Source organism: Roseobacter denitrificans OCh 114 (genome assembly GCF_000014045.1).
In the GTDB taxonomy this organism is placed as follows: domain Bacteria; phylum Pseudomonadota; class Alphaproteobacteria; order Rhodobacterales; family Rhodobacteraceae; genus Roseobacter; species Roseobacter denitrificans.
The window spans coordinates 1957989-1980889 of the sequence record NC_008209.1; the positions used below are offsets into that span (position 1 = coordinate 1957989).

23 protein-coding genes are annotated in these 22901 nt (G+C 60.4%); 12 read left to right on the forward strand and 11 right to left on the reverse strand.

Features of this window, described 5'->3' with window-relative positions; genetic code table 11:
* Positions 1–15 precede the first annotated feature (15 nt).
* Positions 16–1011: an Ldh family oxidoreductase gene (locus RD1_RS09490; RefSeq protein WP_011568268.1), complete on the forward strand. Its 996-nt coding sequence runs from the start codon at positions 16–18 to the stop codon at positions 1009–1011.
* Here the strand turns inward: RD1_RS09490 and RD1_RS09495 are convergent.
* A complete protein-coding gene (locus RD1_RS09495) occupies positions 995–1429 on the reverse strand; it encodes a DMT family transporter (protein WP_044033406.1) in 435 nt (144 codons plus the stop codon). The two genes, RD1_RS09490 and RD1_RS09495, sit on opposite strands and share 17 nt — an antisense overlap.
* A gap of 110 nt (positions 1430–1539) precedes the next feature.
* Here RD1_RS09495 and RD1_RS09500 point away from each other — a divergent pair, with 110 nt between their 5' ends.
* The gene (locus tag RD1_RS09500; RefSeq protein ID WP_105880400.1) at positions 1540–1944 is read left to right on the forward strand and encodes a c-type cytochrome; all 405 of its coding nucleotides are present in this window, start codon (positions 1540–1542) and stop codon (positions 1942–1944) included.
* Here RD1_RS09500 and RD1_RS09505 read toward each other — a convergent pair whose 3' ends face one another.
* Positions 1945–2571 (reverse strand): hypothetical protein, encoded by a 627-nt coding sequence (locus tag RD1_RS09505; protein ID WP_011568271.1) that lies wholly within the window; start codon positions 2569–2571, stop codon positions 1945–1947.
* A gap of 200 nt (positions 2572–2771) precedes the next feature.
* On the opposite strand from RD1_RS09505, the gene RD1_RS09510 reads away from it, so the two are divergent.
* Both RD1_RS09510 and RD1_RS09515 read left to right on the forward strand, forming a co-directional pair.
* Positions 2772–3167: a c-type cytochrome gene (locus RD1_RS09510; protein ID WP_011568273.1), complete on the forward strand. Its 396-nt coding sequence runs from the start codon at positions 2772–2774 to the stop codon at positions 3165–3167.
* A 359-nt stretch (positions 3168–3526) separates the two neighbouring features.
* Entirely contained in the window at positions 3527–3811 is a 285-nt protein-coding gene (locus RD1_RS09515; protein ID WP_011568274.1) for a hypothetical protein, read from the forward strand.
* Positions 3812–4060: 249 nt separating this feature from the next.
* Here RD1_RS09515 and RD1_RS09520 read toward each other — a convergent pair whose 3' ends face one another.
* The 4 genes from RD1_RS09520 to RD1_RS09535 all read right to left on the reverse strand — a co-directional run bounded on the left by RD1_RS09520 (position 4061) and on the right by RD1_RS09535 (position 8472).
* The gene (locus tag RD1_RS09520; protein ID WP_011568275.1) at positions 4061–4780 is read right to left on the reverse strand and encodes a hypothetical protein; all 720 of its coding nucleotides are present in this window, start codon (positions 4778–4780) and stop codon (positions 4061–4063) included.
* Positions 4777–6735, reverse strand: coding sequence for a DNA topoisomerase IV subunit B (gene parE, locus RD1_RS09525; protein ID WP_044033058.1), 1959 nt, complete (start codon positions 6733–6735; stop codon positions 4777–4779). Before parE ends, RD1_RS09520 begins: the two co-directional genes overlap by 4 nt.
* 86 nt (positions 6736–6821) lie before the next feature.
* On the reverse strand, positions 6822–7013 hold the full coding sequence (locus RD1_RS09530) for a hypothetical protein (protein WP_011568277.1): 192 nt from the start codon (positions 7011–7013) through the stop codon (positions 6822–6824).
* A gap of 175 nt (positions 7014–7188) precedes the next feature.
* Positions 7189–8472 (reverse strand): alpha/beta hydrolase family protein, encoded by a 1284-nt coding sequence (locus tag RD1_RS09535; RefSeq protein ID WP_011568278.1) that lies wholly within the window; start codon positions 8470–8472, stop codon positions 7189–7191.
* Between the two features lie 235 nt (positions 8473–8707).
* Here RD1_RS09535 and RD1_RS09540 point away from each other — a divergent pair, with 235 nt between their 5' ends.
* A complete protein-coding gene (locus tag RD1_RS09540) occupies positions 8708–10081 on the forward strand; it encodes an MATE family efflux transporter (RefSeq protein ID WP_044033059.1) in 1374 nt (457 codons plus the stop codon).
* Positions 10082–10237: 156 nt separating this feature from the next.
* On the opposite strand, the gene RD1_RS09545 is transcribed toward RD1_RS09540, so the two are convergent.
* The 4 genes from RD1_RS09545 to RD1_RS09560 form a co-directional block, all read right to left on the reverse strand.
* Positions 10238–11020 carry an N-formylglutamate amidohydrolase gene (locus RD1_RS09545; RefSeq protein WP_011568280.1) on the reverse strand — a complete coding sequence of 261 codons (783 nt, stop codon included), beginning with the start codon at positions 11018–11020 and terminating at the stop codon, positions 10238–10240.
* A gap of 113 nt (positions 11021–11133) precedes the next feature.
* A complete protein-coding gene (locus RD1_RS09550) occupies positions 11134–11970 on the reverse strand; it encodes an NAD-dependent epimerase/dehydratase family protein (RefSeq protein ID WP_011568281.1) in 837 nt (278 codons plus the stop codon).
* 16 nt (positions 11971–11986) lie between these two features.
* Positions 11987–13180: an NAD(P)/FAD-dependent oxidoreductase gene (locus RD1_RS09555; protein ID WP_011568282.1), complete on the reverse strand. Its 1194-nt coding sequence runs from the start codon at positions 13178–13180 to the stop codon at positions 11987–11989.
* 83 nt (positions 13181–13263) lie between these two features.
* On the reverse strand, positions 13264–14283 hold the full coding sequence (locus tag RD1_RS09560; RefSeq protein WP_011568283.1) for a phosphotransferase family protein: 1020 nt from the start codon (positions 14281–14283) through the stop codon (positions 13264–13266).
* Positions 14284–14381: 98 nt separating this feature from the next.
* On the opposite strand from RD1_RS09560, the gene RD1_RS09565 reads away from it, so the two are divergent.
* The 4 genes from RD1_RS09565 (at position 14382) to RD1_RS09580 (ending at position 18988) form a co-directional block, all read left to right on the forward strand.
* Positions 14382–15617, forward strand: coding sequence for an acyl-CoA dehydrogenase family protein (locus tag RD1_RS09565; RefSeq protein WP_011568284.1), 1236 nt, complete (start codon positions 14382–14384; stop codon positions 15615–15617).
* Between the two features lie 238 nt (positions 15618–15855).
* Positions 15856–16836: a membrane dipeptidase gene (locus tag RD1_RS09570; protein WP_044033060.1), complete on the forward strand. Its 981-nt coding sequence runs from the start codon at positions 15856–15858 to the stop codon at positions 16834–16836.
* Positions 16833–18491 carry a hypothetical protein gene (locus RD1_RS09575; protein ID WP_011568287.1) on the forward strand — a complete coding sequence of 553 codons (1659 nt, stop codon included), beginning with the start codon at positions 16833–16835 and terminating at the stop codon, positions 18489–18491. The genes RD1_RS09570 and RD1_RS09575 overlap by 4 nt, the downstream gene beginning before the upstream one ends.
* A complete protein-coding gene (locus tag RD1_RS09580; RefSeq protein ID WP_105880241.1) occupies positions 18488–18988 on the forward strand; it encodes a hypothetical protein in 501 nt (166 codons plus the stop codon). The genes RD1_RS09575 and RD1_RS09580 overlap by 4 nt, the downstream gene beginning before the upstream one ends.
* On the opposite strand, the gene truA is transcribed toward RD1_RS09580, so the two are convergent.
* Complete coding sequence (gene truA / locus RD1_RS09585) at positions 18985–19767, reverse strand: tRNA pseudouridine(38-40) synthase TruA (protein WP_011568289.1); 783 nt, start codon at positions 19765–19767, stop codon at positions 18985–18987. The two genes, RD1_RS09580 and truA, sit on opposite strands and share 4 nt — an antisense overlap.
* Before the next feature lie 113 nt (positions 19768–19880).
* Between truA and RD1_RS09590 the strand changes: the two genes are divergently transcribed.
* The 3 genes from RD1_RS09590 to RD1_RS09600 are packed head-to-tail and all read left to right on the forward strand — an operon-like array spanning position 19881 to position 22773.
* A complete protein-coding gene (locus tag RD1_RS09590; RefSeq protein WP_011568290.1) occupies positions 19881–21296 on the forward strand; it encodes a YcjX family protein in 1416 nt (471 codons plus the stop codon).
* Positions 21293–21778, forward strand: coding sequence for a GNAT family N-acetyltransferase (locus tag RD1_RS09595; protein ID WP_011568291.1), 486 nt, complete (start codon positions 21293–21295; stop codon positions 21776–21778). The genes RD1_RS09590 and RD1_RS09595 overlap by 4 nt, the downstream gene beginning before the upstream one ends.
* The gene (locus tag RD1_RS09600) at positions 21778–22773 is read left to right on the forward strand and encodes a YcjF family protein (RefSeq protein WP_011568292.1); all 996 of its coding nucleotides are present in this window, start codon (positions 21778–21780) and stop codon (positions 22771–22773) included. The genes RD1_RS09595 and RD1_RS09600 overlap by 1 nt, the downstream gene beginning before the upstream one ends.
* The last annotated feature ends 128 nt before the right edge of the window (positions 22774–22901 follow it).

Genomic DNA, 22901 nt, shown 5'->3' on the forward strand with positions numbered 1-22901 from the left:
CCGGAAGGAACAGTGATGCCATACCACAGCTTGGAAGACATAGAAGCGCTGACCAAACAGGCACTCATGGCCTATGGCGCGACCCCGTTTGTGGCCGCCGAAGTTGCCCGCGCCGTGCGCGTGGCCGAGGGCTATGGCAACAAGATCTGCGGGTTGTACTATGTCGAAAGTTATTGTTTGCAGCTCGAAACGGGTCGGGTCGACGGGCATGCGGTGCCCGATGTGACCAACCCCCGTCCCGCGGCGATCCATGTGAACGCCAATTATGGATTTGCCCAGCCTGCCTTTGCGCAGGGTCTGGTGCCTGCGCTGGACGCGGCCAAGACGCTGGGAACCGCGACGCTTGCCGTGGGGCATGCACACACCTGCACGTCGCTGGGGTATTTTACCGAACAGATCGCTCAAAGTGGGTGTATCGGGATCGGGTTCACCAATGCCTCGCCCATCGTTGCCGCACCCGGTGGTAAAACGCGGGTGATCGGCACAAACCCGATCGCGTTTTCGGTGCCTGACGGGGCTGGCGGCGTCGCGATGCAGTTTGATCAGTCAACCACCACCGTGGCCTTGGGCAAGATCACGATGGCCAAGGCCCTGGGCCAGCAGATTCCGTTGGGCTGGGCGCTGGATGCGCAGGGAAAGCCCACCACCGATCCGCAGGCCGCTCTCGAAGGTTCGCTGGTGTCGGTTGGCGGGCATAAGGGCTGGGGCTTTGGCCTGATGGCTGAAATCCTCGCAGCCGGCATGACGGGCTCGGTCCTGTCGGGCAGCGTCAAACCGCTCAAGGCCCCGCAGGGACCGCCGCATGATCTGGGGCAGTTTTACATCCTCATCGATCCACAAAGCGGGGAGGCCTTTGCCGAGCGGCTCGCCGCGCTGTCTCAGGCTGCTACCAAGGATGAAGGGGCGCGCATGCCGGGCCAGTCACGCCAGATCATGCAGGAAGTCGAAGTGGTGGATCAGGTCTGGAACAGATTGCAGGAACTGGCGCAGGGGCCTAAACCTTCTGGGTGATGAACACGCCGGTTGCCATGACCGCTATCCCGAGGGCGCGGGTTGCGCTGATCGGGCTGACGCGTGCGCCAAACAGGCCAAAGTGATCGATGACAGCGGCGCTGATCAATTGGCCCAACAGAACGAAAAACACAGCGTTTCCAATGCCAAAGCTGGGTGCGATATAGGTGATGCTGAGCACGTAGAACGCGATCAGCACACCGGCAAGGAACAAGTGTTTTGGGGCATCTGTGAGGCGCCACAAGGCCTCTGGACCCGTGGTTACGACCACGCAGGCGCAACTGATGAAAGCCACGGTGAACAAAACCGTCGCCGCAGCCGCGGGAGAGCCGATCTTGGCACCGAGTGCTGCGTTGAGCGCGGCCAGAACAGGGATGCCGATACCGGCCAGAACCATCGTGAATGCGTATTGCGCCATGGCCATCATCCTTTGAAAATCCGGGCTGTAAAGAGAATGCAGGCTCGTTACCAGATCAGCAAGACAATTAGGCTAGGATGGGTGCAACGCGTTTTTCGATGGAGTATGCGATGCCCCGTTTCAGCAGTCTGATCATGGCCGCTTGTGTTTTTCTGGCCGCTTGCAGTCCGGAGGACCGCGTCAGCCGTGGGGCCGTTTTATACAGTGAAAACTGTGCGATCTGTCATGGTGGCGATTTGCGCGGGGGCGGCGGCATCGGGGTTGTGGGGCTCAACAAGGTTCCGACCGATCTGACGACCCTTGCGGTGCGTTCGGGCGGGGATTTCCCACGTGGCGAGGTTCTCGCGCTGCTGAATGACTATGCGGCCGGTGTACAACCGGGCCGGCTGATGCGCCCCTTTGCCCATCTGACATCGCAAGACACCGAGCGCATTAAGACCGAACAGGGGCGCACCCGGATTCCCGCACCTCAAGCAGCCCTGCTGGCCTATCTTGAAGCGTCGCAACTGCCGTGATCAACGGCAAATCCCCTTCAACTCGACGCCCGCCCACGGCAGCCCCACAGCATAGGGCCTCTCCTTTGGCAGCGGGGCGACGGGCATCACCTGCGACAGGAGCGCATGCAGGCGCGCGGTGCGCGGGGCGGTCGGGTCCAATGCGCGGCAACAGATGAATTCCTCGACGATGGCGCCCTGTTGCTCATATCCGAAATCGTTGAATGCCGGGCTTGCATCAATATCGAACAGGTAAGGGTCGCGCGCCCCGCGGTGCTCGAATGCCGCCGCCCAGGGGGAATAGCCCGTTTCAGCCCGGTTTTGCCATTGCCAGGCATGGGTCAACTCATGGCCAAACAGCATGGCTGCGATCAACCCGATCTGATCGGGGTAATCGGGCATGTAATCCTCAAGATACCAGTCGCGATCAAACAGGATGTGATTGTAAAGCGCGATCGCAGCAGGTTTCGATGTCACCGTTTCCCCTGTTGGGGGCGGTAAAATACGCTGGCGGCAGGTTGTGCGCGGTTGCGGCGTGCGCGTGAAGGTCACCGCCCGCGTGGGCGCGCCATCGACGATGCGCACCCGCGATGTATCCAGCGTGTCGCCATGCAGCGTATAGGCAAACGCCTTTTCATTATCCGTCATCGGGCGCCCGCAAGCGGTCAACAGGGCGAGACAAAGAAAGATCAGCAATCGCATCCCGCAGCAGTGCAGAATTGTGGCGCAGGGATCAAGATGTCTTTGGGTCACATTCACAGGCGCGTTCGGCAAGATCATTGATCGAGATCACAGCCCCTTGCCGGGTCTGATGCTACACTCGGATCGAAAGTGATGAGGAGGGAGCGATGAAGAACCTGATTCTTGGTGTGGCGCTGTCGATCTGCGCAGGGGCTGCGGCTGCGCAGGACGTCGAAAACGGTGCGCAGATTTACGCGCGCCACTGTGCGACCTGTCACGGTGCCGATGCGCAAGGCGGCGGGCCGATGGCCCCGGTGCTGGTGCTGCAACCGCCTGATCTGACGGCGCTGTCGGCGCGCAACGACGGCGTTTTCCCCATGACGCGCGTGGTGATGCGCATCGACGGGCGCGACCCGCTGGTCAGCCACGGCTCTCCCATGCCGATCTATGGTGACTTCTTCGTGGGCGATGATCTCTCGCTCAGGACCGAAAGCGGCCAGCCGATCCTGACCTCCCCCGCCGTGGCGGATCTGGTGGCGTTTTTGCAGGGTTTGCAGGACTGACACGATGTTACAGCCGCTCCCGCAGGGGTGAGGCATCGTGACGAAACGGGGGCTTTTTGTGTCAACGAAGCGCCCCCATCTCTTTTCCAGATCGCAGGGCAGAACGTCCTGCGGCGCACACCGCACCCCGGAATCGGGATGCCTGGAAAGGAAAAGAGACATGCTGAAAGTCATTTTGCCAACCGCCGTCGGATTCGCCTCCCTGATGGGCGTATGGGTTGTATTTTCGACATTCCACATGGTGGTGATGTAAGAAACGACGCCGCCCGGATGACCCTTCCGGGACTTCGGGCGGAAGTTTCTAGGTGAATACCCCCTCGCGTGCAACGCTGTTGCATCTTTTAAGGGAGGGTATTGAAATGAGCTATTGCACAGTAAGCCATTGGACAACGACCGCATGGACCGACGAGATGGAGGCGCTGGCGCGCGAGAAATACGTGCCCCTCGTCATGGCCGTGGGCGCATCCAGCGTGCAGATGCTGCGCACGGATGAAAACGCATTTTCCGTCGTGACACAGTATGTTGATGAAGCGACCGCCATATCCGCGCAGGAAAAGATCGCCGCCATCCGCGCAGAGGCGACGGAGGAGTTGCCCATGACAATGCAGAACAAAACCGGCGGGGTGGTGTTTGCGTCGGGCTGAGCGGCCGAAACTGGAATTTATTCTGTGTGAACGTTGTTCAGGGCAGCGCTCGACCTCGGGCCGGAGGGCGTCTTGCAAAAGGTCCGGGGGACCTTTTGAGCCCGGAGGGATGCGGGAGCATCAGGGCAAACGCAGTGCGCCCTCCCCGGGGGGAGGTCGGGCGCTGCCCGAGGCGGGGCCTCGGGCACATTTGCAAAACTGCAGCCAGTGCATATGTTGTTTTATGAATGTCGACAAAGCGAGCTGCAGCTATTCTTTTTTGTCTGGCATCTCCTCTACTTCGGTAAGCGAAGGGATAGAGTGCCAAAACATCACCGCGTATTCTTCAGCGTTTTCAATCCAGTCTTTTGGGTCGATAACTGAAAAAGTCCAAATTCTAATAGCTTCACTAATGATTTCGGCTGTTTCAACCGACATATCCAATAGCTGACGATATGTTATCGGACTTGGATCAATGTCTATTTTATTGAGTTTTCTTCGCTGGCCGCTTTCTCCTTCGAGGGAATGCGCCAACATCTCGTCGCGATTTATCTTTAAAGCAAGAAATTGCTCGCTGCTCTGCAAAAGATCAACGCGTTCAGAGAGCTCGCGAATTGTTTTTGCAACGCCGCCGACTTCAAGCCATTCGTCGCTCCAATCTGGGTGTTTACTTTTTCTCACGTGTTCAATGTACGGTGCCATTCCATCGACTTCTCTCAGAAAGCTCGTGACGGAGTGCGAATTTTTATCAAAGGATTTAGTTACGAATAGCGCAACTTTGGCACTAAGCGCCCGAATTGAAGTGTCTAGAAAGTGCCCAGAATACGAGTGCCCCAGCTTCTTTCCTACGTTTGGGTTATCAACAGTCCCCTTCAACGAGCCAATGTCATAAAGTGCTGACGAAAAGCGCTTTTCAAGCTGCCCGACAACTTTATCTAAGCGTTTGACGCGCCGACATAGCTCGGGATCTTCTAATTTTTCTGGCTTCAAACATCCAACTCCTCCACAAACTTCGCGTTTTCCTGAATATACTGGAAGCGCAGTTCGGGTTTCTTGCCCATCAAACGCTCCACCAGATCGCCCGTCTCGCCCGGTACGTCCTCGTCGATTGACACGCGGATGAGTTTGCGGGTCGTGGGGTCCATAGTGGTTTCCTTGAGGTCCTTGGCGTCCATTTCGCCCAGGCCCTTGAAGCGCGAGACGTCGATCTTGCCCTTGCCGCCCAGACCTTTTTCCAGCCAGTCGTTCTTTTCCTCCTCCGTCAGGCAGTAGACGCGTTTGGCCCCTTGAGTCAGCCGGAACAGGGGCGGGCAGGCCAGATAGAGGTGGCCCGCGTCGATCAGCGGCCGCATCTGGGTGTAGAAGAACGTCATCAGCAGGGCCGCGATATGGGCGCCATCCACATCCGCGTCGGTCATGATGATGATCTTTTCATAGCGCAGATCATCGAGGTTGAATTTGGTGCCCATGCCACAGCCAAGCGCTTCGCACAGGTCCGAGATTTCGGCGTTGGTGCCCAGTTTTGACGACGCCGCCCCCAGCACGTTCAGGATCTTGCCCTTGAGCGGCAGGAGCGCCTGCGTGTTGCGGTTGCGCGCACCCTTGCCGGAGCCGCCGGCGCTGTCGCCCTCCACGATGAACAGTTCCGTGCCGGCGCGATCCTTTGAAGTGCAGTCGGTCAGCTTGCCGGGCAGGCGCAGTTTCTTGGTGGCCGATTTGCGCGCGGTTTCCTTTTCCTGACGGCGACGCAGGCGTTCTTCGGCGCGCAGCACCAGAAAATCGAGGATCGCCCCGGCGGATTTCGTATCCGCCGCCAACCAGTTATCAAAATGATCGCGCACGGCCCCTTCGGTCATTTTCGCGGCGGCTTCAGTGGACAAACGGTCCTTGGTCTGCCCGACAAAGGCGGGTTCGGCAATGAAGCAGGACACCAGCGCGCAGCCGCCGGATGTCAGGTCTTCACGCGTGATCTGCGCGGCCTTCTTGGTGTTGGACAACTCACCATAGGCCTTGATACCCTTGAGGATCGCAGCCCAGAACCCGGCCACATGGGTGCCCCCTTCGGGCGTGGGGACGGTGTTGCAGTAGGACTGGATGAACCCATCGCGTGAGGGTGTCCAGTTGATGGCCCATTCAACCTTGCCCGGTTCGCCGAATTTCTCTTTGAAATCAACGGACCCGGCAAAGGGGTTGTCGGCATAGGTGGTAGCAGTCCCGAGGGTTTCGCGCAGATAATCCGACAGGCCCCCGGGGAAGTGGAACGTCGCCTCCTGCGGGGTGTCGCCATCCGCGATGGCAGATTTCCAGCGGATTTCGACGCCGGAAAACAGATAGGCCTTGGAGCGGATGGAATTGAACAGCCGCGCAGGTTTGAAGCGGTGTGCGCCGAAGATTTCGGCATCCGCATGGAAGGTCACCGTCGTGCCGCGCCGGTTCTGCGTCGGGCCCAGTTCCTGCACGGGGCCAAGCGGCACGCCGCGCGAAAACCGTTGCTCAAAGAGTTGTTTGTTGCGCGCGACCTGCACCACCATACTGTCGCTGAGCGCATTCACCACCGAAGCCCCGACGCCGTGCAAACCGCCCGATGTCTCGTAAGCCTTGCCGGAAAATTTACCCCCCGCATGCAGCGTGCAAAGGATCACCTCAAGTGCGGATTTGTCGGGGAATTTCGGGTGCGGGTCGATGGGGATGCCACGGCCATTGTCGCGGATGGTGATGGCGTAATCCTCGTGCAACTCGACCTCGATCCTTGTGGCGTGACCGGCGACGGCCTCATCCATCGAGTTGTCGAGCACTTCGGCCACCAGATGGTGCAACGCGCGTTCATCCGTGCCGCCGATATACATGCCGGGGCGCTTGCGTACGGGTTCGAGACCCTCGAGCACCTCAATGGAAGACGCATCATAATCTGTGGCCTCGGTCCCCGAGGAAAGAAGGTCATTCATACCGCTGCTCTTTTTTGTGTTGGTTTGACCATGAGTATGGCAGAGGCGCCGCTTGGGGAAAAGACCGTGTCGCCGCGCGCATGCCGTCACAGCGCAAAAAGCTGTCGCAGGCGGCGGGTCTGCCCCTTCGCGCTGTGCACACAGCGCCGCGGTGTGTGCGGCCATCGCGCAGGATCAAGGTGATCCGTCAGATCGGTGATCTGAGCGCCGAAGAGCGGCCATCGCCCGATGGATATGGCATGCACCTGTTCGCGCAGTTGCAAAAGTGCTTTGGCCATGCGTGCAACCCCTGGCAGCCGCGCGAGGGGCACAAGCCCGCGACGTCACGGAGCGTGAACGCATGTGCCAGATCAAGCGCCAGCGCTGCGCGGGAGGGGCCGGTTTCGGCCGGATGCGTGGCAAGGACGATGCGTGGATCTGTGCCCTTTGGCCTCAGAGCACCAGCCGCCCGTTTTATTCGCCCTTCAGCTTGGTTTCAAACCTGAGGCCATTGGCGGTGCGCGGAGCAAAGCCGGTCCAGAAGGTGTGATCTTCGGTTGGTTCGGCGTTTTCATCCAGCGCGATGACACCGTCGGCCCCATTCGGGATAAGCTCGAGGTAGGGTTGCTTGGTTGCGTCGTTCTTGAGGTGAAGATCGAAAAACGCGGTCGCGAAATGCTGGGCGATGTTGTTCATCCGCACGGTATCCCAGACGGGATCGGCGTAATGCTCAAACGGGACAAAATCGAGGGTGTCGACAGGCTCCCAGCTTTCGATCGGAGCGGGGATCGGGGCGGCGGCATTGTGATTGGCATATTCAAACGTCAGCAGATGCCGGTCGGTGCCGGTCGCCTCGTCAAAAATGGTTCGGATTGCCTCATAAAGGGAAACATCATCCGAACTGCCCGCCATCAGCAGCGTCGGTGTGCGCAGTCCCGCCATGCTGCCCGCATCCCATAGCCCTGCATTTCGACCCCATGGTCCGATCGCGATGGTGGCCCGCACCCGAGGGTCCACAAGCGCCTCGTGCTGTTCTGATCCGGCAAGATGCGCGGCCAGCAGGCCGTTGGGTGTGCCCCAGCTGTATTCGGTCGCAGCCTCCGTCACCCCGGCGCCGGCAAAGACCAGCGCGCCATACCCGCCCATCGAGTATCCGATCACCCCGACCACATCCGTGTTGATGATCTCGCCCAGCGGCGTGTCCGTCTCTGCCAGATAGTCGATGACAAATCGCTGATCGAGCGGCCGGTTCAGCAGCGTGGATCCGATTGCCGCCTGATCGCTGTAGGTGCTGTCAGCGTGATCAATGGCAACCGTGACATAGCCTTTTGACGCGAGGTTCTCACCCAGATGCGACATCAGATAGCGGTTGCCGGGATAGCCGTGGCTGATCACGATGAGGGGATAGCGCTCCGACGTGGCCGGTGGCGCGTCACGCTGTGCACGACCGCTCAGGGTCACGACGGAGACGCCATCGCGCAAAATGGCAGAATAGCTGCCGCGTTCACTGGCGGGAGCGCTGCTTGGATACCATATCTCGACAGTAAGCGGGCGATCATACATCGGGATGTCATCGTCCGTAATCGAAACGACATCAATCTGATCCGGGTTGACCATCGACAGCGTCTGCACACCGATTGGCATGGCGCCATAGGGGGCGAGTTCGGGAGCGTCGGGTCTTATCTGATCAATCGAGTTGGAAAACACCGGCGCTGCAGCTAGGCTCGCAATCGCAGCGATCCTGGTGGTTGTCTTCATTCTTGGGCTCCGGTCGGTGCCGCCGTAATTGACAGCACCCGTAAAGTGACAGACTCCCCCAGAAAATCAAGCGCTTAAGAACTGTTTTTTAGGTTGACCCGTGATCAGTATCGTATCCGCGTGGCCTGAAAATGTGTCACGGATACAGGATGGCTGTGTCGGTTGTGTCGCAAATTGTCCTGATCCGGGCGGCTGGCCTCTTTCGTTCGGGGCAACGCAGGCGTATGGAAAACCAATGCAAGCCAGTGTCACATATCCCCAGCACGCACGTGCCATCCTGAGCCTCGGCCTGCCGCTTGTCGGCGGGCATTTGGCGCAGATTGCCATCGGCATGACCGACACGGTCATGTTGGGGTGGTATTCAGTCGAAGCGCTGGCGGCGGTGACGCTGGGGTCTACCTATTTCTTTGTGCTGTTCATCTTCGGGTCGGGTTTTGCCTGGGCTGTGATGCCCATGGTGGCGTCTTTCGCGGCAAAAGGGGATGAAATCGGGCTGCGCCGCTGCACGCGCATGGCGCTCTGGCTCAGCCTTGGGTTCAGCTTTCTCGCCATGCCGTTGATGATCTGGTCCGAGCCGATTTTGCATCTGATCGGGCAGGAGGACAGTGTTGCAAGAGATGCCAGCGCCTACCTTGAGGTGGCGGCCTATGGCATCATACCCGCCTTGCTGGTGATGGTGATCAAATCCTATCTGGCGGCGTTGGAGCGCACGCAGGTGGTGCTTTGGGTGACGATCCTGGCGGCGGTGGTCAATGCGATCGCCAATTATGCGCTGATCTTCGGCAACTGGGGTGCGCCGGAACTTGGCATCAGGGGGGCCGCGATTGCATCGCTGATCACGCAAACGGTGTCGCTGATCGGGGTGGTGGTTTATGCGCGGCTCAGCTTGCCGGAGCATGCCCTGTTCCAGCGCCTGTGGCGGGCCGACTGGCAGATGTTGCTGCAAGTTTTTCTGTTGGGCTGGCCCATCGGTCTTACCGCGCTGGCAGAAGTGGGCCTGTTCGCAGGTTCCGCCGTAATGATGGGATGGCTGGGCACGGTGCCGCTGGCGGCCCATGGGATTGCGTTACAACTGGCGTCGATCACCTTCATGGTGCATCTGGGTCTGTCCAATGTCGCCACAATTCGCGCGGGCAACGCTCATGCGCGTAATGACCCGGTTCAGATGGGGCGGGGCGGCAAGATGGTCACCTTCATGTCGCTTGGCTTTGCGGCCCTGACGATCATCATTTTCCTCGCCGTACCCGAAACGCTTTTGTCGCTGTTCATGCAAGAAGACGACCCGCAGCGCGCGGGGATCATGGCCATCGGCGTTGGGCTCCTGGCGATGGCCGCCCTGTTTCAACTGGTGGATGGGGCCCAGGTCATCGCACTGGGACTCTTGCGCGGGGTGCAAGACACCAAGATTCCGATGATCTATGCCGCCGTCAGCTATTGGGGCGTGGGCATCCCGTGCTCTTATGTGTTTGGGTTCGTTCTTGGGTTGGACGGGATCGGCGTGTGGCTCGGCCTCGTTGTCGGGTTGTCGGTGGCGGCGCTCCTGTTGTCACAGCGATTTTGGGGCGTTACTTTGCGCACGCTCAAGGCCACCGAGGGAGAGCCGCCTTAAAGCGTCATGCGAAAAACCCGGATCACGCAACGCTGCCTGACATCAAAGATTTCAACGCGTTACGTGGTTCTTGATGTTTCGGTTAATTCGTCAGGCGCAGTAGACGCCGGGCCTGTACAGGCGGCAGGCGCTATTGCCAAAAGCGACGTGGCACTGTCAGTACGGCGTCCAACGGCTCAGATGGTCCATCACCTCGCGCAGCGTTTCCCGCAGGGGTCCGGCTTTTTCAGCGTCGTAATGCCCGCCTTCGCCCTCACGCTCTTCCGTCAGGTAGCATCTTTCGTGCACGTCCATATCAAAGGCATGCGTGTTTGCCTTTGGCCTGCCATATTGGCGCGTGGTCAACCCGGTTCGCAACTGACCGTTGAACGTCACACTATGGGCGCTGCTACTTTTAACCAGCGTGGCCAGTTTCATCGACAGGCTGACAGCGCAGGATGCCCCCAAATGCGTGGAGAATTCGATGTCCGGTACATCTGAGCCAGCGGCGTTCGTGTCGCGCCTTGCCCGACAGTTCAGCACAATCGCATGGCCATATTTGGCGCGTACGCGGGCAATCTGTGTGGCCAGCGCTGCATGATAGGGCGCGAAATACAACGCCCGCCAAACCCTTGCGTCACTCACGCTGGGCGGCGTGTCCCAGATACCGGTGCCATCGCGATCAATCAGGGGGATCACGCCGAGCATGCCATCGCGCGCACGCAATTCCGAGCCTTTTGAGACCGCATCCACATCCGAGACATAGCGATGAAAGTTGGTGCGAATGGTCGTTGCATCCTGTGCCAGACCGCTGAGCAGCCGGTCAAGATATCGGTCATTGGAGGTAAAATAGCGGCTTTGATCATGCAGGCGCTCCACCAGTTCGCGCCGGATATTCGTGCCGGTATAGGGCATCGCAACGATCAAAGGGCCATTTCCCGGAATTATTTCCAACGGCATGCGGATACCCCCCCAATATCAGTGAATGCAGCGGCAAGATCATACTGGTAATTTGACAGCGCGGAGTTCACGCGCCGTTCGGTCAATCTGTCACTGCACACGACAGCCATCGGTCAGGTCTGCTTTTTGTCGTTCACGACATTCATCTGGGCCAGCCCGCTTTGTCCAAGGTCGACCTTGGCAAAAGGTCCGCCGTGACACATCTGCCCCGGGTCGGTGGTATCAACCGGCTCTGCCTGTGCGAGAACCTCGGCGGCATAGACTTCGGCATTGTCGATGGGGCGGTAGCCCAGAAAGCTCGCTTTGGCATTGTCCACGGGCGCGCGGTCGTTGTTGGACACGCCGTAGATGATGCTGAACCCCACCGATGGCGTGTCGATGGCACGGGTGACGAGTTGGATCAGGTCGGGATAGCTCAGCCATGATCCCAGGGCGCGCGTGTTGTTGACTTGCGCGCAGGAGAGGATGCGCAGGTGAACGGATTCCAGCCCGCGTTTGTCCCAATACATCCGGCCCAGATCTTCGGTAAAGCATTTGGCGAGCCCATAAAACGTATCGGGGCGGTGTTCTGCGTCGATTCCGATGAAATCGGATTTCAGATGCATGCCTACCGCGTGGATTGACGAGGCATAGACGATCCGTTTCACACCGGCCTTATACCCGGCTTCCCAGATGTTGTAGGAGCCGACAAAGTTCGGACCCAGCAATTCCTCAAAGGGTTTTTCATCCACGATGGCCCCGAAATGCACCACCATATCGGCCCCCTCGAGCACCGGCGCAATCTGGTCCATCTGCGCAAGATCGGCTTTGACATAGGTTTCGCCCGCATAAAGCGTGCCGATATCGTCCACGATATCCGTGCTGACCAACGTGTCACAGAGCGCGGTGAGCGGCTCGCGCAGGTAAGAGCCAAGGCGACCTGCGGCTCCTGTCAAAACCAGTTTCTTCATATTTGTCTCCCTGCCGTCAGATCACGGCTTTTTCCAAGAATTTCTCGCCCCGCAGGACACGTTCGACCCCAAAGGGCGCAAGATCAAGACTGCGATAGGCACCATAGGCGATCCATTCGGCGATGCCGCGCCCGATGGCCGGGGCCTGCTGCAACCCGTGACCCGAGAACCCGTTCACAAAGACAAAGTTGCTCACTTCCGGGTGCGGGCCGAGAATGGCGTTCTGATCCAGCGTATTATAATCGTAATGTCCAACCCACATGTTCACCAGCTTGATCCGTTCGAACTGCGGGATGCGATGGGCGATGATGGGCCAGAATTTCTCTTCCCACAAACTGTGATCCGCCTCGAAATCATCGACATCAACTGCGGGGTCCTGGTCCGGCCCGCCGCCGGCCATGTAATACCGCCCATCGGTGCGGAAATGCACACCGGAGGGGTCGATCGTCAGCGGCAGATCCCGGTCAAGCGGTTCGGCGGCGTCAAAGATGTACGTGTAGCGGCGGCGGGCCTCCACGGGGATGTCGAGGCCCGCCATGCGCGCAGTGGCAGCCGCTCGGGTGCCTGATGCATTGACCACCAGCCCGCAGGAGAGCGTCGCGCCGGACTTCAGCGTCACACTTTCCACGCGGGTGCGGGCACGCGTCATGGCGACGACCTCATCGCTCAGATACTCCGCGCCGTTCTTGCGCGCTGTGCGCCGAAGGCAGTCAAACATGGTGCCGCCGTCAAAATACCCTTCGTTCACGCGGTTATGGTTGGCGGCCAGAATATCGTCGAGGTTGTAAAACGGGTAGGCGGCGGCGATCTCATCGCGCAGCATATGCCGGGTACCTGCGCCCAACTGCGCCTGCACCTGCTGGCTTTCGCGCAATGTGTCGGCCTGCGCGGCTGTGTCGGCCAGATAGAGATAGCCGAAGTTTTGCAAGGCAAGCGCGGGTACGTCATCCGACGCGCCCATAAACTTTTGAAAGTTATGGATAAATTCCGCCCCGAATTGCGAGATCGCAATGTTGGTCGGGTTCGAGAATTGCTGCCGGATACAGCTGTTGGTCAGGCTGGTGGCGGCCTGTGCATAAGTCGGGTCTTTTTCGATCACGAGGATGCGGCCGTCAAAGCCCGCCATCTGCGTCAGCCACCACGCAATGCTGGAGCCGTAGATGCCGCCGCCGACGATCACAACATCATAACTGGCGTGTTTGGGGTTCATCGTAATCCTCGAAAATCGCGGTGCCGCCAAAGCAGGATCACAGGTCTGCCCACGGCGTCAAGCCTTCAGCCGGTCAAAGCAGGTCATGCCGTTTGTGCAAGCTGGCGCGCATCGTGGGCCAAAAGCGCAATCACATCGCGCAACCGCTCTGTATCCTTGGGGTTTGAGGCGTTGCCCTCCAGCCCGCGGCGCCGCACCCCTTGCAGGATCGCAAGCAGGCGGAAATAGGAAAACACCAGATAGAATGTCCAGTTGTCCGGCACCGAAATCTGTCGCCGCGCGCAATAGGCGGCCACATAGGCGGCCTCATCCGGCAACCCAAGGGCGGCACGATCCACCCTCCCCAGGCCGCGAAAATGACCGGCATGGGGCAGCCGCCAATGCATGCACTGATAGGCAAGGTCGGCCAGCGGGTGGCCGAGGGTGGACAACTCCCAATCCAAAACGGCCAGAACGCGCGGCGCGTCGGGCGCAAAGATCATATTGTCGATGCGGTAATCGCCATGCACGATACTGCTCGCGCCGTCATCGCTCACCATGTTTGTGCTGAGCCATTCCATGAGCCAGAGCGCATCAGGCAGCGGCGCGCGCGCAGCTTGCTGGTATTGACCAGACCAGCGGGTCACTTGCCGTTCGAAGTAATTGCCCGGCTTGCCGTAATCGCCCAACCCGATGCTGTCGGGCACAACGCTGTGCAACCGAGCGAGCGTTTCGTTCATGGCGTCATAGATCGCGGCTCGCTCTGCCGGGGACATGCCGGTCAGAGCCGGATCCCAGAAGATGCGGCCTTTGACCATCTCCATCACCATGAACTGCGCGCCCAGCGGGGTGTCTTCACCGCTCAGATGCAGCACATGGGGCACCGGCACATCTGTGCAGGCCAGCGCCTGCATCACGCGGAATTCGCGATCCACCGCATGGGCGGATTTCAGCAGGACACCGGGGGGTTTGGCGCGCAGCACGAAATCCGTGCCCCCACTGGTGAGCCGGTAGGTCGGGTTGGATTGCCCATCCGAGAATTTTTCGATGCCGTCCAGCGACCCGAATCCCGGCACGTGTGTGGCCAGATACGCCTCCAGCGTTTTGTGATCATAGCTGTGCATGCGCATCCCCCTTGATTTGTCTTATGGACACCGCAGGTGATCTAAGCAAACCTGTGCCGCGGGGGAAAGCCCCGTTGGGCGGGCTGAAGGAGACGGTGATGGATATGAATTTCGGCATGCGAGAAGAGAACCGCGCGTTGTTGCAGCGTGTCGCCGATATGATCCGGGACGTCGTCATGCCGCTGGAAGAAGAATACCACGGCGAAATCGGTCAGGGGGACCGCTGGCACTATACCGACCGGCAGGCGGAAATCCTCGAAGGGCTCAAGGCGCAGGCGAAAGCGGCCGGGTTGTGGAATTTCTGGCTGACCGACAGTGACAAGGGGTTCGGCCTCAGCACCGTGGAATACGCGTATTTTGCCGAAGAGATGGGAAAGACCCCCCTCGGGGCGGAGGTGTTCAACTGCTCGGCACCTGACACGGGCAACATGGAAGTCTTTGAACGCTACGGCACGCCCGCGATGAAGGAACAATGGCTCGCGCCACTGCTGGAGGGGGAGATTCGCTCTGCCTATCTGATGACGGAACCGGAAGTGGCCTCGTCTGATGCGACCAATATCGCCATGTCCTGCGTGCGGGATGGGGACGATTATGTGCTCAATGGCGAAAAATACTGGGCCAGCGGTGCCGGTGATCCGCGCTGCAAGGTCTACATCGTCATGGTGCGCACGGGCGGTGACGAGGTCTCAAAACACCAGCGCCATTCGATGATTGTCGTGGATGCGGCGACACCGGGGATCGAAATCCTGCGCCCGATGAAGGTATTTGGCCATGATGATGCGCCGCATGGGCATATGCATATCCGTTTTTCGGATGTGCGCGTGCCTGCCGAAAACCTGTTGCTGGGTGAGGGGCGCGGTTTTGAGATCGCGCAGGGGCGTCTGGGGCCGGGGCGTATTCATCACTGCATGCGCTCGGTCGGGCAGGCCGAAGCGGCGCTGGAGTTGATGTGCAAAAGGTCCCTGCAAAAGGAAGCCTTCGGCAAACCGCTGGCGATGCTGGGGGCGAATTTCGACATCATCGCGGAATGTCGGATGGAAATCGAGATGGCCCGTCTGTTGTGCCTCAAGGCGGCGTGGATGATGGATCAGGGAGACGCGCGCGCGGCCGCCCCGTGGATCAGCCAGATCAAGGTCGTGGCCCCGCGCATGGCCCTCAAGGTGATTGATGAGGCGATGCAGATGCATGGTGGGCAGGGCATAAGTCAGGACACGCCGCTGGCCATGGCCTGGACATGGCAGCGCGCTCTGCGCTTTGCCGATGGCCCGGATGCGGTGCACCGCCGTCAGGTTGCGCGCACGGAATTGCGCAAACACACGCAGCAAAAAATCTGAGACATTTGGTTGTCCATGCCATGCAGGGCGCGGGGCGGCGAATATGGCGAAATATCGTAAAATGTATATAATTCTGTATTCTGGAAGTGTTCGTTGGTCAGTTATGTCGATAAATGAAAAGCCGCGGGCGCCGATATCAGCGGATTTCCGGCACCTGCGCGTTTGGCGCTGACTTAAACGACCGGGCACATGCCGCTTTTGGAATTGAGTAATGCGCAGGATTTCGCAACATGCCCTTATGAAAACACCGCTGATCGACAACCTGCAATACGCCAATTTTTCACCTGAGATATTTTCGCAGATGCGCGCGGGCGCGGTGGATGCGGTGCATGTCACCATCGCCTATCACGAGAGCTTTCGTGAGATGGTGCTGAACCTTGAGCAGTGGAACCGCTGGTTCGAGGCGCACCCTGATCTGATCTTCAAGGGCACCTGCGCTGCGGACGTGCGCCTTGCACAGGAAACAAACCGCACGGCGATATTCTTTGGGTTCCAGAACCCCAGCCCCATTGAGGACGACATCGGCCTTGTTGAGATTTGCCACCAGCTTGGCATCCGCTTCATGCAACTGACCTACAACAATCAGTCCCTGCTCGCCACGGGGTGTTACGAAGACGATGACACGGGCCTCACGCGCATGGGCAAACAGGTGGTCACCGAGATGAACCGCGTGGGAATGGTGGTGGATATGTCCCATTCCGCCGACCGCTCGACGCTGGAGGCGATCGAACATTCGACCCGGCCCATCGCCATCACCCATGCCAATCCGCATTGGTGGCACGCCGCGCTGCGCAACAAGAAAGACGAGGTGTTGCAGGCCTTGACGCGCGCGGGGGGGATGTTGGGGTTTTCGGTCTATCCTCACCACCTCAAGGGTGGTTCGGCCTGCACGCTCGATGGTTTTTGCGCGATGGTCGAAGAGGCCGCCCGCCGCTATGGCGCGTCCCATCTGGGCATCGGCACGGACCTGTGTCAGGACCAGCCCGACAGCGTTGTGGAATGGATGCGGGTGGGGCGATGGTCCAAGGTCATGGATTACGGCGAAGGTTCCGCCAGCAATGCAGGTTTTCCGCCGATGCCGACATGGTTCCAAGACAACCGCGATTTTGGTAACATCCGCGCAGGACTGTCGCAGACCTCTCTATCCGAAGCTGATGTGGACGGGATCATGGGCGGCAATTGGTTGAGGTTTTACGAAGAGAGTTTTGCGCCGCTATGAAGGATTTTCCAAACCCGCCCCAAGCGCCGCTGCGCAGCCCGGACACGGTCATGCGGCTGGACCGGATGGGGTCGATGTTTCCCACGCGTTTGTCCTTCCTGCGTACCTTGATGCGCGCGCTTGCCGCTGAGAACGTGCAGGTGTCGCGGCCCGTCTGGCAGATCGACGCGCAGGGGTTTGGCCATGCGGTCTATGCCCTGCGGTTCGGCGGGCATGATTATGCGCTCGTTGCCGTCTCCACCGATCTGCCTGCGGATCAGCGCACGGATCGCGTGATCGCGACCGCCTGGGACACGGCCTATGTGCTTTATGACGGGATGCCTGATGCGGATGAAATCGCGCGGATCTGCGCCACCGCCCCCAAGCAGGAAGCTGCCCGCTTTACAGAGCGTGATCTGGTGTTGAGCCGGGCTAATAAATCCGTGCGCCTCTTTGCCCATGTGGTTGAGCGGCTCAAGGCCGGGCAGCAACCCGACGAAGCACTGGTGCGCCAAACCGGGTATCTGATGCGCACCACGGCCGTCTATGGCAACGGTAAATTCGGGATCGCGGACCGCGCGCGTATTGAGGCGCGCCCGGGGTTTGGCGGGCCTTTCATGGCCGAAATGCTGACGGTCTGGCTGATCCGGCATTTCACCCATGATCTTGTGGAATTTGTCGGTGGTGCTCCGCTTGATCGGCGCATCAAACGCCATCTGGGGATTGGGAATTCAACGGGCCTTGGCATGGCGCCGTTTCTGGTCAACCACCCCGTTTTGTTGAATAACTGGATGCTGGCGCGCGAAACGGCGCTGGCGCAGGTGCGCGCGATCCAACTCGTGCCCAAGGGGCAAGCGGCGCAACTGGAAGCGCTGGCGCTGCGTGCAGAACGCCACCTGAGCGAGTGGCACGTCCCCGATGCCGGACATCAGGACCGGATCGACCGGTTGCTGCGCGACTGGGCAGCGGCGCGTGCCGAGGGTCGCTTTGAGCAAGGCGCGCTGGTCAAGATGGGTGCGATCGAGGCGTTGCTGGCGTGGTCCGAAACCGCGTCGCTTGATGTGCTGGAACTGGTGGTCGCACTGCTGCTTGAACCTTTTGGCGATGTGATTGACGGGTTGGCTGACTGCATGTCCGACCCCTTTGGCGCGATGGTGCCGCCGCTGCCTGACACGGATGCCGTCAAGGCGCAGATCGAAGAGGCGGCACCTTGGGCGCTCGCGCCTGACTATGATGCCAAACCAGAATGTCACCAGTTCTGGTATGTGAGTGCGGCAAAACAGGAACCGCGTCTGGGCAACCGTTTCGAAGAGCCGGGGGCCGATCTGGAATCGCCGCTGGACATCGGGCGGCGGATCAAGGCGCTCTATCAGGATTTGCCCGAAACGGCGCAACCCATGGCCGATTTTCTGGCTGATCACCCGGATCATGCGCTGGCCGCATCGCGCGTTGCGGCGGCGACCCAGTATCCTTACGGCGAAATCCGTGACAACCTGATCGCGCAAACCTGCCTGCCGATTGACATGCTGCGCTGCAAGCTTTCGTTCTTTGGCGCGTCCAAGTTCGATCCGAAATCAGACCGCTGGACCCGGATCACCCTGTGTCAGGGTGCGCCTTTGGCGGATGAATTGCAGGATCGTTCGGATGACTGGTGGTTGCCGGTCTATGCTGCGTGAACTGGTCGGCCACTGAAATCACGGCACTGGCGAGCAAGGCCGCGCGCGGGGCAGGGGCACCGCCGCTGCAGGCTGCACGCTTTGGACAGGCGGCGGCTGTGCATCTGACCGCGGCGCGGCCCCCGGATGCGCTGGCGCAGGCTTTGGATTGCCTGCCGGGGGGGCCTATTCTGGAATACCCTTTGGCGCTCGATGCAGCGTTGAGCACTGCGCGCACCGACGGGTGCGCTGTTGTCGTCAGCGTTACACAGGATAGCCTGCTGGACAGCTATGTCGCGGCATTGCCTTTCACGGCGCATACCGAATGCATGCAGGACGGTGCGATCAGGCTGGTCGTGGATTTCGCAAAACCCCGGCCGCGCAATCAGGCGCTGCGGATCACGGGATGTGATGCGCTGGTCGCGCGGATGAGCGATCTGGCCGCGCGCACCTTTGTGCCCGAAAGTGCCGCCTCACGCAGTGCCGGTGCCGGTGCCGGGCTGACGGATAACGATTAGATCGATCGCTCCGCCTCAAAGGGCGGGCGGTCGTAAACCACATGCGCCAGATAGAGGCCATGGGGCGGGCAAACCGGCCCGCAGGCGGCGCGGTCCCGCAAGGCCAGCGCCCTTGCCACATCCTGCGGTGTGGACGACCCGGCCCCAACCCGTTCCAGCGTGCCCACGAAGCTGCGCACCTGATTGTGCAGGAAGGATCTGGCGCGCACGTCGAAATGAATCTCACGGCCATAGGGCGTATCGACTTCGTTCACATCCAGCCGGTCGAGCGTTTTGACCGGGCTTTCCGCCTGACAGATGGTGGAGCGGAATGTCGTGAAATCATGCTGGCCGATCAGCAGCGCCGCGGCTTCGCGCATGGCGGTTACATCAAGCTTCTGTTTCACCTGCCACACCAACCCTTTTTGGTGGGTGGCCGGGGCGCGGCGGCACAGGATGCGAAACAGATACTGACGTTGGCGCGCGGAAAACCTTGCGTGCCACTCCGCGTCCACGGCTGTGCAGGCGGTGATGGCGATGGGCGCGGGTTTGAGGTGGTAATTCAACGCTTCCGACAGACGAAAGGGGTCCCAGTCGCGCTCAAGATCACAATGCGCCACCTGCGCGATCGCATGCACACCCGCATCCGTGCGCCCTGCAGCCGCGATCGTGTGCGGGCCCGGCGCGATCTTGCCCAACGCGCGCTCAATCGCCCCCTGAATGGTGGGGTGTTCTTTTTGACGCTGCCATCCGACAAAGGGCGCACCGTTATATTCGACTTTGAGGGCGTATCTGTGCATGGGCGTGGGCCTAGCCAACTCGCCCGCCAGCGTCAAATGGCTTTCTTGCTCTGGCGTGCTCGGGGATGCGCGCTTATGTAGGGCCAATCGAGAAGTTCAAAGGCAGACACGTTTTGGTTATATCGACACTCGCCGACACGGTGCTGCGCCAGATCGAAACGGTACAGAACTCGGTCAATGAGACCTTGTTCGAACCGGTGATACGGATCGGCGTTACGGGTCTGGCCCGGTCGGGCAAGACGGTTTTCATCACCTCGCTGGTTGCGAATCTGATGAACCGGGGGCGGATGCCGCATCTGGCCGCCGCTGCAGAGGCGCGCATCGAGGCCGCTTTTCTGCAACCGCAGCCCGACGATACGGTGCCGCGCTTTGATTTCGAGGCGCATCTGAGCGATCTGACAGGTCCCAAACCGCGCTGGCCCGACAGCACACGCGCGGTTTCCGAGTTGCGGTTGTCGTTGCGGGTGCGCCGCGCGGGGCTTTTGGCGGGGCTGCAGGGGCCGCGCACGATCCATCTGGACATCATTGATTATCCCGGTGAGTGGCTGCTGGATCTGGCGCTTTTGGACAAGGATTACGCCACATGGTCGCAGGAAACGCTGGCGCGCGCGGCTGAGCGCCCACAGGCGCAAGCCTATCTGGCGCAAAGCGCGGCCGTCGCAGCGGATGCAAAACTGGACGAACCGTTGGCCAAGGCGCTGGCGGCGGGCTTTACCGACTACCTCAATGTCGCGCGCCTTGCGGGATATTACGACTGTTCACCGGGGCGTTTTTTGCTGCCCGGTGATCTGGAGGGGTCCCCCGTGCTGACCTTTGCCCCATTGACAGGGGATGGAACAAATGCGCGCGGATCGTTGCGCCGCGAGATGGCACGGCGGTTTGAAGCCTATAAACGCGCGGTCGTGCGCCCGTTTTTCCGGGATCATTTTGCGCGGATCGACCGTCAGGTCGTGCTGGTTGATGCCTTGGGCGCGATCCACAAGGGCCCACGGGCAGTTGAGGATATGCGCGGGGCCATGGCAGACATTCTTGGTGCCTTCCGGCCCGGGCGCAACGCCTTTCTGACGCAGCTATTTGCGGGCAAACGGGTGGAAAAGATACTCTTTGCCGCGACCAAAGCGGATCATTTGCATCACAAGCAGCACGATAAACTCACCGCGATCATTGACGCTCTGGTGCGCGATGCGCGCAACAAGGCGCAGTTTGCAGGGGCGCAGACACAGGCGATGGCGATTGCCTCTTTGCGCGCCACCACCGAAGAAACCGTCACCCACGCGGGTCAAACCCTTGATGTGGTGCGCGGTCAACTGCTTGAGACCGGCAAACAGGCGGCGTTTTATCCCGGTGACCTGCCAGGCGATCCGGCCAGAGTGCTGACGCCTGCGCGGGAGGGCGCCGAAAGCTGGCTCGATGACGATTACCGTGTGATGAATTTCGCACCATCGGTGTTGAGTTTGCGCCCCGGCGATGGTCCGCCGCATATCCGACTTGATCAGGCGGCCCAATTCCTTTTAGGGGATAGGCTATGATCGAATTCACTATTTCTCCCGCCCGGTCGCTGGATGCCGGTGCTGTTGGAAACATTCTGTCGGTGTCAAATGACTTGATGCCGTGGCTGCCGCGCGTGCATTCGGCGGCGGAAGAAATCAAATATGCCGGCGACATGATTGAGGCCGGGTGGGTCAAGGTTGCCAAGATCGACAACAAGGTTGTCGGTTTTATCGCCCGTCACGAGAGCGAGGTTTACGCGCTGTATGTCCTGCCAGAAGCGCAGGACAAGGGCATCGGCACCGCGCTGCTTGAAGATGCGAAGGGCGAATGCGACAAGCTCGGCTTATGGAGCTATGAGGCCAATGGCGTTGCCGCGATTTTCTATGAGTTGCGCGGTTTCGTAAGCGTGGATCGCACGAACGGCAGTGGGAACGAGGCCGGTTTGCCGGACATCCGCTTTGAATGGACTCGCAATGCGCCCGAATTCAAACCCGCGCGCGGCGCAAGGAAAACGGGCTGATGGCCAAAGGTCCTGTGCTGATCGACCTTGAGGCGCAAGAAACCAGATCCGTCGCCGAGGCGCCGCCGGTCCCAGACCTGACACCGCCCCCGCAGGGGCAGGCGATGCAAAGCGTGGCAGGGCTGGCCGCGCGCCGCCCGTCCCGGCTTGTGCGCTGGTTTTTTGGCCTTGGCGCGGGGCTGATGGGGGCCATCGTCTCGGTTGCGGCCTGGGATTTTGTCACCGGCCTCGTGATGCGCAATCCGGTGCTGGGCTGGGCGGTGACGGTGCTGCTTGCTGCTTTTCTTGTCGTGCTGGCGCTGATTGTCCTGCGTGAACTTGCCGCGCTGAGCCGTCTGGCAAAGGTTGACAGCCTGCGCCGCGATGCCGATGCCGCCTTGCTGGACGCTGATCTGGCAGCGGCGCGCAAAGTGTCGGATCGTCTGGTCGCGCTGTATAAAACCCGCGAGGAAACCCGCTGGGCACGCGGACGGTTTGCCGATCTGGCCCCCGATCAACTGGATGCGGCCGGCTTGCTGGGCGTGTGTGAAACCGAACTGCTCGCCCCGCTGGACCGGATGGCGGCGCGCGAAGTTGAGGTGGCCGCGCGGCACGTCGCCACGGTAACGGCGCTGGTGCCGCTGGCCCTCGCGGATGTGGCCGCTGCATTGACCGCCAACATCCGCATGATTCGCCGTATCGCCGAAGTCTATGGCGGGCGCGCCGGGACACTGGGCAGCTGGCGGCTGACGCGTGCTGTGCTTGCGCATATGGTGGCGACGGGTGCGGTTGCCGTGGGGGACGATATGCTTGAGCCGATCCTTGGCGGCTCCATCGTGGGCAAGCTGTCGCGGAGATTTGGCGAGGGGCTCGTCAATGGAGCACTGACCGCACGCGTGGGTGTCGCGGCGATGGAGGTGTGCCGGCCCATGGCTTTCGCGACGCAAAAACGCCCGAAGGTGCGCGAGATCATCACCAACAGCCTGAGCGGCCTTTTCAAACCCGGCAGAACCTGAAGGCGCTGGCTGCAGGTCCGTTGGATGGGGTCTTGTGATGGCGCAACGCTGGGCTTATACACGCGCGCATGACAGGATTTTTCGTGATTACCGTGCGAATTACATCCCCGGCGCTCTGAGTTGATGAG